Source organism: Mesobacillus maritimus (assembly GCF_019749255.1).
Classification (GTDB): domain Bacteria; phylum Bacillota; class Bacilli; order Bacillales; family Cytobacillaceae; genus Mesobacillus_B; species Mesobacillus_B maritimus_A.
This window is the reverse complement of sequence record NZ_JACWFH010000009.1, coordinates 103990-118958: the sequence shown is the minus strand read 5'-3', so window position 1 is coordinate 118958 and position 14969 is coordinate 103990. Positions and strand designations below refer to the sequence as shown.

Sequence of the window (14969 nt, the reverse complement as noted above, 5' to 3'; positions counted from 1 at the left end):
TAGAAAATGACAGATTGGTCAAAAGAAGACATTGATCTATTTATACAAAACAAAGAAACAGGACTTGTCTATTTTTATACCCCAATATGTGGGACATGCCAAATGGCTGGAAAAATGTTGGAGGTCATTGCTAAATTATTCCCCAACATGAAAATAGGTAGAACCGATCTGAATTATATTCCCGCATTGGCCGAACAATTCGAAGTGAAAAGTGTCCCATGCTTGCTCATTATTCAAAATGGTCAGGTGATGGAAACCATCTTTGCCTTTCAATCTGTCCCCTATTTACATGAGAAAATCAAATCCCATCTAGCTTAATTCCCCATTATTTCCTCTAAAAATCTGACATATTTCTCGGGAAATTTTTAGACAATGCCATACTTAATAAGGGTATTGTCTATTTTTATGTAAAAGCGAGTAGAATTACCTATGTTAATGTCGAAGGATACTTAAAGGAATCCTCCGACTCATGCAGAACTCACCTAGTAATAGGAGGCGTTCGGTGTGAAAGAGTTAATTGAGTATTTTGTGAAAAATCTAGAATATAAAAAGCATATCTTTGAATTATTAAACACAGTTAAATTAGTACTTACGATCGAAAATGAATGGGAAAGCTGTTCCATTTATATAGATAACGGAATGGTTTCCATGTCCCCAATTATGATGGAGAAGAAACCGATGAAGGTGAAAATTCAAGGGGATTCGGATGTTATTTCGTTGTTGCTTGATGGAAGTTTAAAACTTAGAGAAGGGGCTATCCGAGATGAATTACAAGTTGTGGGTAGCTTCCGTAATAAATTACTCCTGGAATCTGTCTTTTATTTAGTAGGAAAGAGCAGGTTGTGAGAAAGTTTTTTAAATTATCTAATATTAATTGACGTAGACCTTTGTAGGGTGCTATCATCAGATTAATTTAATAGGTTATTTCTTATCAAGAGTGGCGGAGGGAATGGCCCTACGAAGCCCGGCAACCGGTTTAACACACACGGTGCTAAATCCATCAGAGTGAAAACTCTGGAAGATAAGAAGAGAATAAAACCTCTTCTTATGGAAGCGGTTTTTTGTTTTATAAAGACAAATCTTAGGGGAGAGATGAAAAGTGGCCGAAAAGAAGAATTATCGTTTAGAAACATTAGGAGTTCATGGAGGCTTAACAGCTGACCCAGTCACCGGAGCAAGGGCTTTGCCAATTTATATGACAAATGCTTACCAATTTAAAAATACAGATCATGCTGCTGATTTATTTGCCTTAAAAGAGGATGGATACATATATAGCCGAATCCACAATCCAACTGTAACTGTTTTTGAAGAGCGTGTTGCACTCCTTGAGGGGGGCATTGGTGCACTTGCTGTTTCAAGTGGGATGGCAGCAATCACTTTAGCAATCATGAATCTAGCCCATGCAGGGGATGAAATTGTAGCTGCTTCTCAATTATATGGGGGAACGTATAACCTCTTCGCTGTGACACTTCCGAAGTATGGAATTAACGTAAAGTTTGTTGATTCTACCAATCCGGAAAACTTCAAAGCAGCTATTACTGATAAAACGAAAGCCATTTTTGCTGAAACAATCGGAAACCCAAGCCTAAGAATCCTAGATATTGAGAGAACCGCTGAAATTGCTCATGAGGCAGGTATTCCGTTAATCATTGACAATACCTTCTCAACCCCTTATTTATGCCGTCCAATCGAACATGGAGCAGATATTGTGATTCATTCAGCAACGAAATGGCTCCTTGGGAATGGAACGACGCTTGGAGGTATTATCGTGGATGGAGGGAAATTTGACTGGAATTCACCTAAGTTCCCTGGGTTTACTACTCCTGATGCTAGTTACCATGATTTAGTTTATAGTGAAGCGCTTGGGGCAGCGGCATACATTGCAAAGGCACGCGTCCAGCTATTACGCGATATGGGGCCAGCGCTTAGTCCGCAAAATGCGTTCCAATTTACCTTAGGGTTAGAAACGCTTCATGTAAGAATGAAAGAACATATTGCCAACACACAAAAGGTTGTTGAGTACCTTGAAGCTCATCCGGCTGTAAGCTGGATCTCTTATCCAGGTCATGCTTCACATCCTGATAAAGCACTGGCCGATAAATATCTTCCTAAAGGTGCAGGTGCTGTTATTGTATTTGGAATTGAAGGTGGTAGAGAAGCTGGTGCCAAACTCATTAATTCGATTGAACTGTGGTCACATCTTGCAAATGTAGGGGATGCAAAAAGTTTGATCATTCATCCAGCAAGCACAACACACCAACAGTTAGATGCCGAAGGCCTTAAAGCTGCTGGTGTTCCGGAAGATTTAATTCGTCTTTCTATTGGAATTGAAAATGTTGATGACCTAATCGAGGATCTGGATCAAGCAATCTTCCAGGCAACTGGTATTCCAGCACCTACAAGAGCATAGGTGAATATTTCAAAAAGTGAAACATTATAATTGACACCCAATTTTGTTCCATGATAAAATCACTTTCGTTAACTAAACCGGTTATTTAAAAACTTTATATGATGCTCTTATCAAGAGAGGTGGAGGGAAGTGCCCGTTGAAACCCGGCAACCGTCAATAGGAACCCTATTGAAATGGTGCCAATTCACTCAAGGCTATGTTAGCGTTGAAAGATGAGAGAAAGGAATAGATGATAAAAAGCCTTTCTGCTCATTCTCGCAGGAAGGCTTTTGTTATGCTTTAACTAGACATCTTCTGAATGGTTTTTCATTAGAAAACAAAAGCTAACTTTACACTCTTATTATTTTTTCCTTTTGGATTAGATTAAGTTAGCCAGAAAGATGTTTTGTGGAACAAGAGAGGGTGAAAATCTGATTGATTACCATAAAAAATGTAACCAAAACCTATGCTGCAAAACAGGGAGCAGTGAAGGCAGTTGACAATGTCAACATAGACATAAATGATGGAGAAATTTTTGGCGTTATTGGATACAGTGGAGCTGGGAAAAGTACACTGATTCGTATGCTAAATGGTCTTGAGATTCCTACTGATGGTTCAATTAAGGTAGCTGGAAGAGAGATATCCCACATTAAAGGTGCAAACCTTCGTAAAGCCCGCCAAGAAATTTCGATGATATTCCAGCACTTTAATTTACTCTGGTCCAGGACCGTCATTGATAATATTGCTTTTCCACTTGAAATCGCCGGAGTACCGAAGAAAAAGCGAATGCAACGAGTCAAGGAGCTAATTAGCCTTGTGGGGCTGGATGGACGAGAAAATGCTTACCCTTCACAATTAAGTGGCGGTCAAAAGCAAAGGGTGGGGATTGCGAGGGCGCTTGCAAACAATCCAAAAGTGTTGTTATGTGATGAAGCTACCTCTGCACTGGATCCACAAACTACGGATTCAATCCTAGAGTTGTTGGTTGATATAAATAAAAGGTTAGGTCTTACGATTGTTCTCATTACTCATGAAATGCACGTGATCAGGAAAATCTGTCATCGCGTTGCTGTCATGGAAGGTGGTAACATCGTGGAGACAGGTCCAGTTCTGCAAGTCTTTAAAAACCCGAAGCAGCAGATTACCAAGAAGTTTGTCCAGCAAGTCACAGAACCAGAGGAGACTAAGGACACGATTGAACACCTACTTTCTGGTTATCCGAATGGACAAGTTATCCAACTCACATTTGTTGGGGACGGGGCAGAACAACCTCTTATTACCAATTTAATTCGTCAGTTTCCGTTGACAGTTAACATCCTCCAAGGGAAAATTTCACAAACGCAAAATGGTTCCTACGGGACACTTTTTATCCACCTTGATGGTGAAGAAAAAGACATTCAAAAGGCTCTTGAATATATCTCTTCACAAGAAGTGGGTGTGGAGGTGATCAGCAATGGATGATTTTCTTGCAGAAGTTAAGTGGGACAAGTTAATTGAAGCAACACAAGAATCTATTTATATGACCACTATATCGGTACTCGCCACCTTTATTCTAGGGATGATTCTAGGACTGCTCTTATTTTTAACGAATAAAGGCAGTTTATGGCAAAATCGACCAGTGAATTTTGTAATTGCTGCATTTGTAAATATCTTTCGTTCTATTCCGTTTATCATCTTAATTGTACTCCTTATCCCATTTACTAAAGCGCTAGTGGGATCGATGCTGGGGGCAAATGCGGCATTACCTGCTTTGATCATTGGGGCTGCACCGTTCTATGCGAGAATGGTAGAAATTGCTTTAAGAGAAATAGATAAAGGTGTAATTGAGGCAGCGCAATCAATGGGAGCTAATCATTTTCAAATCATCTTTAAAGTGCTTATTCCTGAGTCCTTGCCTGCACTTATTTCAGGTTTAACTGTAACAGCGATTTCGCTTGTTAGTTTTACAGCAATGGCTGGCGTAATTGGCGCCGGTGGCTTGGGGCATTTTGCTTATCTCGAAGGTTTTCAGCGAAATAGACCAATGGTAACACTTGTAGCAACCATCGCTATTTTAATTCTGGTATTTATTATCCAATTAATTGGAGATTATTTTACAAAAAGAACTGACAAACGTTAACAACAGGAGGAGAAAAAATGAAAAAATTACTAAGTTTCTTGATTTTATCTTTATTGGTTCTAGGACTTGCTGCTTGTGGTGGCGGAAATGAGGGAAATGAAGAAGGTTCTACAGGTGGAGAAGAAGAAGGTAACAAAAAATTAGTAGTAGGTGCTTCGGTCGTACCACATGCTGAAGTGTTAGAAGCAGCTGTTCCTCTACTTAAGGAAAAAGGAATTGACCTTGAGATCCAAGAGTTTACAGATTATATTTTGCCGAATGTTGCTTTAGATAGTAAGGAGATTGATGCAAACTACTTCCAGACTCCTGGATACCTTGCGCTTCAAATGGAAGAAAATGAAGACTTTGATTTTGTTAGCGTAGGTGAAATTCACCAAGAGCCGATTGGAATTTATTCAAAAGAATACGATAGTCTAGAGGAACTTCCTGAAGGTGCGAAAATTATTATGAGTGATTCTTTAAGTGACCACGGCAGGATTTTGCCAATCTTTGAAAAAGAAGGTTTAATCAAGCTTAAAGAGGGAGTTGGCGAGAACGCTCGTGTAGACGATATTGTTGAGAATCCAAAGAATCTTGACTTTACAACTCTAATTGAAGCAAGATTATTGGCTTCTTCTTTTGAAAGTGGAGAAGGAGACGCTGTTGTCATTAACGGGAACTATGCACTTGAAGGCGGAATCAACATTGAAGAAGATGGAATTGCCTTTGAAGGTAGTGACGTTGTTCCTCCTAACTTGATCGTTGTTCGTTCTGAAGATAAAGACCGTGAAGAAATTAAAGCACTAGTTGAAGTATTAAAGTCTGATGAAATTAGAAAGTTTATTGAAGAAACCTACTCAGGCGCAGTATTATTAGCTGAATAAAAATGTATAAAAAAACTGCCCGAAGGCCTAACTTTCGGGCAGTTTTTTTTGTGTAAGTATGTTAACTTTCCGATTTTCTCATTAAATGGGAATGAATTATCAGGGAGCTAATCTATGTTAAGAGAATAACCATTGTCAATTTCAAACATAATAACTCTGATTATATATGAATGGAGTGAAAGTCATGGAACAACAAAATGATGCAAATAATATGTCTGAAGCAGCTTTACTTGAGTATAAAGAAGGTCTAGGTGTATTTACGAAGAAAATGCCTAAACTTGCTGAACATTATAACGCCTTTACAGAAGAATGTTTTAAAGAAGGGGCACTTTCTCAGAAAGAGAAGCAGCTTATTGCCTTGGGGATAGCGCTATTTGCCCAAGATGAGTATTGTATCATTTACCATATTAAAGGCTGCATTGATCAAGGTGCGTCTGAAGAAGAAATCCTAGAAGCTGTTGGGGTGACAGCTGCATTTGGTGGCGGAGCTGCAATGAGCCAGGCTGTTACTCTTGTACAAGATACATTGGAGGATTTTAGTCAAAATAAGAAAGAACATTAAAAGCTTATAAGAATTAGGAAAGAATCTTGCGACTGATAGGGTTATTGAGAGCTGAAGCACTTATATCCCATCATATCCCCAAATTGTCGGTTTTTTTCGCTTTGAGTAGACTTATGTATAAGTGTTACGATTACAGAGTCTTAAAAAGCAATAAGGAAACATGAAGGGATGGGTTATACATTACTCAGCTTCAAATGAATTATACGACTGAGATGGATAAGGCAATGCACAGCGCTCATGGGATTGGTTATCAGGTATATTGCATGAAGCATACACTAAGGATGAAAGTTGAGAGACGGCGCGACCAGGATTATATTGAGAGTCAAAGAATCGTAGCGGATCTCGACAGAAAAGTCCACGCTTAAAGTTGAATCTTAGGTTATATTGAGACCAGTGTTAACTACACTGGTCTTATCTTTTTGTAATTACATAACTTGTGTGATTTACTTATAATAGTGCCTAATTTTGGGAGGGTGTCATGTTCCCTAGTTGGATAGGACTGTCCTCTAAACCGCAATACATGAAAGCCTATTGCATTGTGAAAAATAAAGGGAGGCACTCTGAGTTTTTGTAATATAATATCCGTTTGTTAAACAGTTGCACACAGTTTTAATTTGTTATAAGATTGTAATGAGAATAGAATGAGAATAGATTAATTATCCGATGCAAATTGGTTAATACTTTTATTTACTAACGGAGGTAGCAATTATGGGTGGATCTGTATTATCAATTAAGGACCTTCATGTTGAGATTGAAGGCAAAGAAATTTTAAAAGGTGTCAACCTTGAAATCAAGGGTGGCGAAATCCATGCAATTATGGGACCTAACGGAACTGGTAAGTCAACATTGTCTTCCGCAATTATGGGTCATCCTAAGTATGAAGTAACTAGCGGAAGCGTTACATTAGATGGTGAGAATGTTCTAGAGATGGAAGTAGATGAGAGAGCACGCGCAGGATTGTTCCTAGCGATGCAATACCCAAGTGAAATTAGCGGAGTAACAAATGCTGACTTCCTACGCTCTGCTATCAATAGCCGTCGTGAAGAAGGACAAGAAATCTCATTAATGAAATTTATCCGCACAATGGATAAACAAATGGAATTCCTTGAAATGGATCCGAACATGGCTCAACGTTACTTGAACGAAGGTTTCTCGGGTGGAGAAAAGAAACGTAATGAAATTCTACAAATGATGATGATTGAACCAAAAATCGCCATTCTTGATGAAATTGACTCAGGTCTTGATATCGACGCATTAAAAGTTGTTTCTAAAGGAATCAATCAAATGCGCGGCGAAGACTTTGGCTGCCTAATCATTACTCACTATCAGCGTTTATTGAACTACATCACTCCTGATCATGTTCATGTTATGATGCAAGGCCGCGTTGTAAAATCTGGTGGACCAGAGCTTGCACAGCGCCTAGAAGCAGAAGGATATGACTGGATTAAACAGGAACTTGGGATTGAAGACGAAACTGTTGGCCAAGAAGCGTAAGCACTAGGGGAGGATCAATATGACTACTGAAACAAAGCTGCCATTTGATCAGGAATATATTACTTCCTTTTCAAAAGAAATGAACGAGCCGGAATGGTTAACTGAGTTACGTGTAAAAGCTTTAGAACAAGCTGACACGCTTCCAATGCCAAGACCGGATAAAACGAAAATTACCAATTGGAACTTTACCCAATTTGAAAAGCTTCTCGTTAAAAGTGAAGCATATACAAATCTTGAAGAGCTACCTGAGGAAGTGAAACTTCTTGTAGGGAGCGAAGCAAAGAAAAACAGTCTTTATGTTCAACGAAACAATAAGCCTGCTTACATGTCTGTAACACAAGAGCTCCAAGATAAAGGAGTCATCTTTACTGATATTTTCACAGCAGCACGTGAACACGGTGATTTGTTGAAGAAATATTATATGACAGCAGTAAAAACAGATGAACACCGTTTGACAGCTTTCCATGCTGCATTTGTAAATGGTGGAGCCTTCTTGTATGTACCGAAAAATGTTGAAATAACTGAACCAATCCAGGCTATTTTCATCCATGATGATGCTGAAGCCAATGTTTTCAATCACGTATTAGTTGTCGCAGAAGACAATAGTAGCGTGGTTTATGTTGAAAACTATATTTCAACAGTGGAAACAGCTGAAAGTAAATTCAACATCATTTCTGAAGTTGTTGCGAATGCGAATGCTACCATTCAATATGGCGCAGTTGACACATTGGCAAAAGATACAACAACTTATGTAAACCGTCGTGGAATCGCTGGTAGAGATGCGAAAATTGAGTGGTCTCTTGGTCTAATGAATGACGGGAATACCATCTCTGAAAATACAACCAATCTAGTTGGTGACGGATCAATTGGCGATACGAAGTCAGTGGTTGTTGGTCGTGGAGAACAAATTCAAAACTTTACAACAGCCGTTGTTCATTTTGGTAAAAACTCCGAAGGGTATATCCTAAAGCATGGCGTAATGAAAGATAGTGCTAGTTCCATTTTCAATGGAATTGGTAAAATCGAACATGGGGCAACGAAAGCAAATGCAGAACAAGAGTCTCGTGTCTTAATGCTAAGTGAAAAGGCTCGTGGTGACGCGAACCCAATCTTGCTTATTGACGAGGACGATGTAACAGCAGGTCATGCTGCTTCTGTTGGTCGCGTTGATCCTGTTCAACTGTACTATTTGATGAGTCGTGGAATTCCTCAAGTTGAGGCAGAGCGTCTTGTCATTCATGGCTTCCTAGCTCCGGTTGTAAAACAGCTTCCAATCGAAGGTGTGAGAAAGCAACTAGTTGAGGTCATTGAAAGGAAAGTAAAATAATGAACGTCCGAGAGATTCGGGAATTGTTTCCAATCTTGCATCAGGAAGTAAACGGGAATCCGTTAGTTTATCTTGATAGTGCGGCAACATCCCAAAAACCTGTTCAGGTCATCGAGGCAGTGGATCGTTACTACCGTGAATATAATTCCAATGTACACCGTGGAGTTCATACACTTGGTACAAGAGCAACGGATGGGTACGAAGGAGCTCGTGAAAAGGTTCGGAAGTTTATTAATGCAAAATCAATTGAAGAAGTGATTTTTACTAGAGGGACAACAACTTCACTTAACACGGTTGCAGCCAGCTACGGTCGTGCAAACCTAAGTGAAGGAGATGAAATTGTCATCTCATATATGGAACACCATAGTAATATCATTCCATGGCAGCAGGTCGCTAAGGCGACCGGTGCTACCTTAAAATATTTACCTCTTCAAGAGGATGGAAGTATTTCTCTCGAAGATGTTAAGGAAACTGTAACTAGCAATACTAAAATTGTTGCAATCATGCATGTTTCAAATGTACTCGGGGTTATTAATCCAATCAAAGAAATTACTAAAGTTGCTCATGAAAATGGCGCAATTATGGTGGTAGATGGAGCCCAAAGTGCACCACATATCAAAATTGATGTTCAAGACTTAGATTGCGATTTCTTTGCTCTCTCTGGTCATAAAATGTGTGGTCCAACTGGTATCGGTGCCCTTTATGGTAAGAAGCACCTTTTAGAAAAAATGGAGCCAATCGAATTCGGTGGCGAAATGATTGATTTCGTAGGCTTATATGAATCAACATGGAAAGAACTCCCATGGAAGTTCGAAGGTGGAACACCGATTATTGCTGGTGCAATTGGTCTTGGTGCGGCCATCGATTTTCTACAAGAAGTGGGATTAGAGAATATTGAAGCACACGAGCATAAGCTAGCTGCCTATGCGATGGAAAAGATGTCAACTGTTGAGGGTCTTACGATCTACGGACCAAAAGATTCTTCTCAGCGTGCGGGTGTTGTCACTTTTAACTTAAATGATGTTCATCCACATGATGTGGCTACTGTTCTCGACGCAGAAGGAATTGCCGTTCGAGCTGGTCATCATTGTGCTCAACCGCTGATGAAATGGTTGAATGTTTCTGCAACAGCACGTGCAAGCTTCTATCTGTATAATACGGAAGATGAAATTGATAAGTTGGTTTCTGGACTTATCAAAACAAAGGAGTATTTCAGCGATGTCTTTTAATAATCTTGATACTCTGTACCGTCAAGTCATTATGGACCACTACAAAAACCCACGTAATAAAGGGGTACTTGAAGATGGCAGCCTAACGGTGAACATGAATAACCCTACATGTGGAGATCGGATTCAGTTAACCATGAATGTCGAAGATGGCATTGTGACTGACTCAAGGTTCGATGGGGAAGGTTGTTCCATTTCCATGTCATCTGCTTCCATGATGACCCAAGCGATCAAAGGGAAAAAGATTGAAGATGCGTTAAAACTATCTAAAATCTTTTCAGATATGATGCAAGGAAAAGAATATGATGAAGATGATAGCATAGACTTAGGGGATATCGAAGCTTTACAAGGTGTAGCTAAATTCCCCGCCCGGATTAAGTGTGCGACACTTGCATGGAAGGCTATGGAAAAGGGCTTAAACGAAGACAATCAGTAAAACGATACTAATATGGAGAAGGATGCATGTTCTTCTCCTTAGAATGGAGGAATTCGACGATGGCTAAAAAAGCGCCAGAGATCGGTGATTATAAATATGGCTTTTCCGATAAAGACGTTTCCATCTTCCGATCTAAGCGAGGGTTGACTCGTGAAATCGTTGAAGAGATTTCCAAAATGAAGGATGAGCCTCAGTGGATGCTTGACTTCCGTCTGAAGTCACTTGAGCATTTTTATAAAATGCCAATGCCACAATGGGGCGGAGATTTAAACTCTCTAAACTTTGATGAAATCACTTATTATGTTAAACCATCTGAGAAATCAGAAAAATCATGGGATGAAGTACCTGAAGAAATTAAGCGTACGTTCGACAAACTTGGTATTCCTGAAGCAGAGCAAAAGTATCTTGCTGGGGTTTCTGCTCAATATGAATCTGAGGTTGTTTATCACAACATGAAGGAAGACCTTGAAGCACAAGGAATTGTCTTCAAGGATACAGACTCTGCTCTAAAGGAAAATGAAGAGATTTTCCGTGAGCATTGGGCGAAGGTTATTCCTCCGACAGACAATAAATTTGCGGCGTTGAACTCTGCAGTTTGGTCTGGTGGTTCTTTCATCTATGTTCCAAAAGGAATCAAAGTTGAAACACCTTTACAAGCTTACTTCCGTATTAACTCTGAAAACATGGGGCAATTTGAGCGTACATTAATTATTGTTGATGAAGGCGCGCATGTTCACTATGTTGAAGGATGTACAGCACCTGTTTATACCACAAACTCTCTTCATAGTGCGGTTGTTGAAATCATCATTAAGAAGGATGCTTACTGCCGTTATACAACAATCCAGAACTGGGCGAACAACGTTTATAACCTTGTTACGAAGCGTGCTGTTTGTGATGCAAATGCGACAATGGAATGGATTGATGGAAATATCGGCTCTAAGTTAACCATGAAATACCCTGCTGTTATTCTAAAAGGTGAGGGAGCAAGAGGGATGACGCTTTCTATTGCCCTAGCAGGAAAAGGCCAGCATCAAGATGCAGGTGCGAAAATGATTCACCTTGCACCAAATACTTCTTCAACAATTGTTTCGAAATCTATTTCGAAACAAGGCGGAAAAGTAACTTACCGTGGTAAAGTTCACTTTGGACGTAAAGCGACAGGTGCTCGTTCTAATATTGAATGTGATACTTTAATTATGGATAATAGCTCTACTTCTGATACAATTCCTTACAACGAAATTTTAAATGACAATATTTCGCTTGAGCATGAAGCGAAAGTGTCTAAAGTTTCCGAAGAGCAGCTTTTCTATCTAATGAGCCGTGGAATTTCTGAAGAAGAAGCAACTGAAATGATCGTAATGGGCTTCATTGAGCCATTTACAAAAGAACTTCCAATGGAATATGCCGTTGAAATGAACCGTCTGATTAAGTTCGAGATGGAAGGGTCTATCGGTTAATATCATTTAATAAAAGTCGCTTACTTTTAATGGTAAGCGGCTTTTTCTATGGAAGTAGTATGGGAAGTGAGGAGGAGCCTCGGTGCCCAAACAAAGGTGGTAAGACGAGTTATGGGAACTGAAGGGTCATCCTCAAACGAGCTGTATGATAATAAATACAATGAAAAACGAATGCTACGCTGCCCCAAAAATTAGTATAAAAAAAGAGCCAAACCCAATTTTGACTCTAAATAGCTATATACTCTCTTTAACTATTCTCCGTACTAAAAGGCGAAGCCGGTAACCCTTCTTTATTATAAAGGTTTGCTTCATCAGGATTTTCCTTCCGCGCGTACTAAACATGGCAAGAATCTTCAATTTGGTTATGTTCAACAATGATGGTGTCGCCTTTTATGGTTGCGGTCGCTGGAAAAAACTTCCCTACCCACAAATGGTGAAAGATTTTAGCTTATTATCACTATCATCAATGCCTGAAGACAAACCACTTCCAACATGGTCAAAAAATAAATGAATAGTAGGACCAACCTTCTTCATTTCTCTAAAGATGACATTACCATCTCTTCTTTATATGAACCCCTTCAGAAAAGGTTTTATTTGTGGATAAGATTACAAAAGAGTACCTACATTCAAGATATGCTATCATATAGATAATGGAGGGGTGTTATGATCTCAGTTGGATTAACAGGCTGGGGAGACCATGACAGTCTATACGGTAGCAGGACCCCAGCACGGGAAAAATTAAAAGAGTATGCCAGTTATTTTCCAGTAGTGGAAGTGGACACTTCCTTCTATGCCATACAACCGATAAAAAATGCGAATCGCTGGGTCAAAGACACTCCAGCTTCTTTTCAATTTATCGTAAAAGCCTATCAAGGGATGACAGGACATTTACGTGGTGAAAGTCCGTTTCAGGATCATCATGAGATGTTTGAGGCATTTTGTGATTCACTTCGCCCTTATCAGGAAGCAGGGAAGCTTGCGATGGTGTTATTTCAGTTTCCGCCATGGTTTGATTGTAAACGGAAGAATGTCGATTATTTACGTTGGTGTCGGGATAAAATGGGTGATATCCCATGCGCATTAGAATTTAGGAACACCTCATGGTTTACGAATGACCTTAGGGATAAGACACTGCAATTTATGGAGCAAGAAAGATGGGTACATAGTATTTGTGATGAACCCCAAGCTGGGGATGGGTCGGTCCCGATTGTCCTTGAACCTACTTCTAAAGAGAAGGTTCTGGTTCGATTTCATGGTCGGAATATCGCTGGTTGGAATCGACAGACAGCTGGAGACAAGTGGCGAGAGGTTCGCTATTTATATAGGTACAATGAAAAAGAATTAAAAGAGTGGGCAACCCAATTAACAGAACTTAAAAAGAAAACTCAAAATGTTTATGTACTATTTAATAATAACTCTGGAGGAGATGCGGCTGATAATGCGCTTCAGATGCTAGATCTTTTAAATATTGAATACAGGGACTTAAATCCACGACAACTGGGTTTATTTTAGAGGCTGTAGCCAATGCCGATTTACCGGAAGGAAAGCAATATTTGAGCGTTAGGTGATAAACTCTTTTCTCGCAATTCTAAGTAAATACATCGTTCGCCCAATAAAGCAAAAAAGGTTTGAGAAAAGAGTCATTTTAGAAAAAGGGATGAGATTCATTGGAAGTTCTCCATATATATCATACGAACGATTTACATAGTCATTTTGAACATTGGCCGAGAATTCACCAGCTTGTAACACAGCGAAGGAAATGGCATGAGCAAGAGGGAGATGAGTTTCTCCTGTTAGATATCGGGGATCATATGGACCGCTGGCACCCTTTAGCAGATGCTACGAGGGGAAAGGGGATCGTCGAACTTTTGAATGCTGCCAGTTATGATGCGGTGACATTTGGAAATAACGAGGGGATCACCCAATCCTATGAAGATTTAGACAATATGTACGAAAGCAGGCAGTTCCCAGTATTAGCAGCTAATTTGTATAGGGAAGATGGGACAAGGCCAGAGTGGCTTCAGCCTTATAAAATTTTTACAACCAAGGCTGGAACGAAAATTGGAACGATTGGTCTGACTGTGAATTTTAATCATATCTATGACCTTTTAGGTTGGAAGGTAACCGATCCGATTGAGGAACTGGAAGCGTGCTTGAAAGAATTAAAAGGGAAAGCAGATATCATTGTTTTGTTGTCACACCTTGGCATCCATGATGATGAACGCATAGGCACAATGTTTCCTGAGGTTGATGTCGTGCTCGGCGGCCATACTCATCATATATTACATGAAGGAAAGCAGGTGGAGAATACACTCCTAGCTGCTGCAGGAAAGTATGGGCAATTTACTGGCCATGTAATAGTGGAAGTAGATGAAAAGACAAAGAAAGTCCTTACGAAAAAGGCTAGTTTATATGATATGAATGAAATGAAACCAGTAGAAAATGAAAAAGAGATCATTGAAAGTCTTTATGCAAAGGGAAAAGGTCTTTTAGAAGTACCGGTAGTAGATTTGCCCCACCCGCTAACTGCCAAGCATTTTGAGGAGTCACCCTTAGCTGACCTTTTGTGTAAAACCTTAAAAGAATGGTGCAATGCGGACTGTGCTTTTTTAAATGCTGGTCTTTTATTAAACGGGTTGGATAAGGGGAGAGTAACTCAATACGATTTATTAGCCATTTGTCCTCATCCAATTAATCCTTGTACTGTGAGACTAACGGGTGCCGAGTTAAAAGAAGTACTTTTACAAACAAAGGATGAAAAATGGCCACATCTTCAAATCAAAGGGCTTGGATTCAGAGGAACGGTCATGGGGAATTTTGTTTATGAAGGAATTGATTTTAGAAAAACATCTGAACATACGAGCGAAATTTTGATTAATAGTGAGGCCATCAATCCGAAATCTATCTATACGGTAGCGATTCCAGATATGTTCACCTTTGGTCGATTCTTCCCAGAAATATTCCGATCTCAAACGAAAAAATACTTTGTTCCAGAATTTCTAAGGGATATATTAAGGGAGAAATTAACAGAGTTATATCCCAATAGCTAGGCTCACATTTTTCCTACTTATGCATAACTTGTTAGTAGGAAAGGGG

The 14969-nt window shown here is 39.6% G+C and carries 15 protein-coding genes and 2 riboswitches; all 15 genes read left to right on the top strand.

What is annotated here, in order from left to right; all coding sequences use genetic code 11:
• The first annotated feature begins 6 nt into the window (after nucleotides 1-6).
• The 15 genes from H0185_RS09230 (at nucleotide 7) to H0185_RS09165 (ending at nucleotide 14923) form a co-directional block, all read left to right on the top strand.
• Nucleotides 7-318 carry a thioredoxin family protein gene (locus H0185_RS09230; protein ID WP_221873208.1) on the top strand — a complete coding sequence of 104 codons (312 nt, stop codon included), beginning with the start codon at nucleotides 7-9 and terminating at the stop codon, nucleotides 316-318.
• A gap of 186 nt (nucleotides 319-504) precedes the next feature.
• Entirely contained in the window at nucleotides 505-846 is a 342-nt protein-coding gene (locus tag H0185_RS09225) for a hypothetical protein (RefSeq protein ID WP_221873207.1), read from the top strand.
• A gap of 79 nt (nucleotides 847-925) precedes the next feature.
• Nucleotides 926-1028, top strand: a riboswitch (SAM riboswitch).
• A gap of 71 nt (nucleotides 1029-1099) precedes the next feature.
• Nucleotides 1100-2410, top strand: a complete 1311-nt coding sequence (locus H0185_RS09220) for an O-acetylhomoserine aminocarboxypropyltransferase/cysteine synthase family protein (protein ID WP_221873206.1) — start codon at nucleotides 1100-1102, stop codon at nucleotides 2408-2410.
• Nucleotides 2411-2514: 104 nt separating this feature from the next.
• Nucleotides 2515-2629: riboswitch (SAM riboswitch) on the top strand.
• A gap of 195 nt (nucleotides 2630-2824) precedes the next feature.
• Entirely contained in the window at nucleotides 2825-3850 is a 1026-nt protein-coding gene (locus H0185_RS09215; RefSeq protein WP_221873205.1) for a methionine ABC transporter ATP-binding protein, read from the top strand.
• On the top strand, nucleotides 3843-4508 hold the full coding sequence (locus H0185_RS09210) for a methionine ABC transporter permease (protein ID WP_221873204.1): 666 nt from the start codon (nucleotides 3843-3845) through the stop codon (nucleotides 4506-4508). The genes H0185_RS09215 and H0185_RS09210 overlap by 8 nt, the downstream gene beginning before the upstream one ends.
• 17 nt (nucleotides 4509-4525) lie before the next feature.
• Nucleotides 4526-5371, top strand: a complete 846-nt coding sequence (locus H0185_RS09205; protein ID WP_221873203.1) for a MetQ/NlpA family ABC transporter substrate-binding protein — start codon at nucleotides 4526-4528, stop codon at nucleotides 5369-5371.
• A 184-nt stretch (nucleotides 5372-5555) separates the two neighbouring features.
• Entirely contained in the window at nucleotides 5556-5933 is a 378-nt protein-coding gene (locus tag H0185_RS09200) for a carboxymuconolactone decarboxylase family protein (RefSeq protein ID WP_221873202.1), read from the top strand.
• A gap of 194 nt (nucleotides 5934-6127) precedes the next feature.
• Nucleotides 6128-6298: a YuzK family famiily protein gene (locus H0185_RS24600; RefSeq protein ID WP_485020621.1), complete on the top strand. Its 171-nt coding sequence runs from the start codon at nucleotides 6128-6130 to the stop codon at nucleotides 6296-6298.
• Nucleotides 6299-6641: 343 nt separating this feature from the next.
• A complete protein-coding gene (gene sufC / locus H0185_RS09195) occupies nucleotides 6642-7427 on the top strand; it encodes a Fe-S cluster assembly ATPase SufC (RefSeq protein WP_221873201.1) in 786 nt (261 codons plus the stop codon).
• 19 nt (nucleotides 7428-7446) lie between these two features.
• Nucleotides 7447-8754 carry a Fe-S cluster assembly protein SufD gene (gene sufD / locus H0185_RS09190; RefSeq protein WP_221873200.1) on the top strand — a complete coding sequence of 436 codons (1308 nt, stop codon included), beginning with the start codon at nucleotides 7447-7449 and terminating at the stop codon, nucleotides 8752-8754.
• The gene (locus H0185_RS09185; protein ID WP_221873199.1) at nucleotides 8754-9983 is read left to right on the top strand and encodes a cysteine desulfurase; all 1230 of its coding nucleotides are present in this window, start codon (nucleotides 8754-8756) and stop codon (nucleotides 9981-9983) included. The genes sufD and H0185_RS09185 overlap by 1 nt, the downstream gene beginning before the upstream one ends.
• The gene (gene sufU, locus H0185_RS09180; protein ID WP_221873198.1) at nucleotides 9973-10416 is read left to right on the top strand and encodes a Fe-S cluster assembly sulfur transfer protein SufU; all 444 of its coding nucleotides are present in this window, start codon (nucleotides 9973-9975) and stop codon (nucleotides 10414-10416) included. The genes H0185_RS09185 and sufU overlap by 11 nt, the downstream gene beginning before the upstream one ends.
• Before the next feature lie 59 nt (nucleotides 10417-10475).
• A complete protein-coding gene (gene sufB, locus H0185_RS09175; RefSeq protein WP_221873197.1) occupies nucleotides 10476-11873 on the top strand; it encodes a Fe-S cluster assembly protein SufB in 1398 nt (465 codons plus the stop codon).
• Nucleotides 11874-12536: 663 nt separating this feature from the next.
• The gene (locus H0185_RS09170; RefSeq protein ID WP_221873196.1) at nucleotides 12537-13385 is read left to right on the top strand and encodes a DUF72 domain-containing protein; all 849 of its coding nucleotides are present in this window, start codon (nucleotides 12537-12539) and stop codon (nucleotides 13383-13385) included.
• A 155-nt stretch (nucleotides 13386-13540) separates the two neighbouring features.
• A complete protein-coding gene (locus H0185_RS09165) occupies nucleotides 13541-14923 on the top strand; it encodes a bifunctional metallophosphatase/5'-nucleotidase (protein ID WP_221873195.1) in 1383 nt (460 codons plus the stop codon).
• Nucleotides 14924-14969 lie beyond the last annotated feature (46 nt).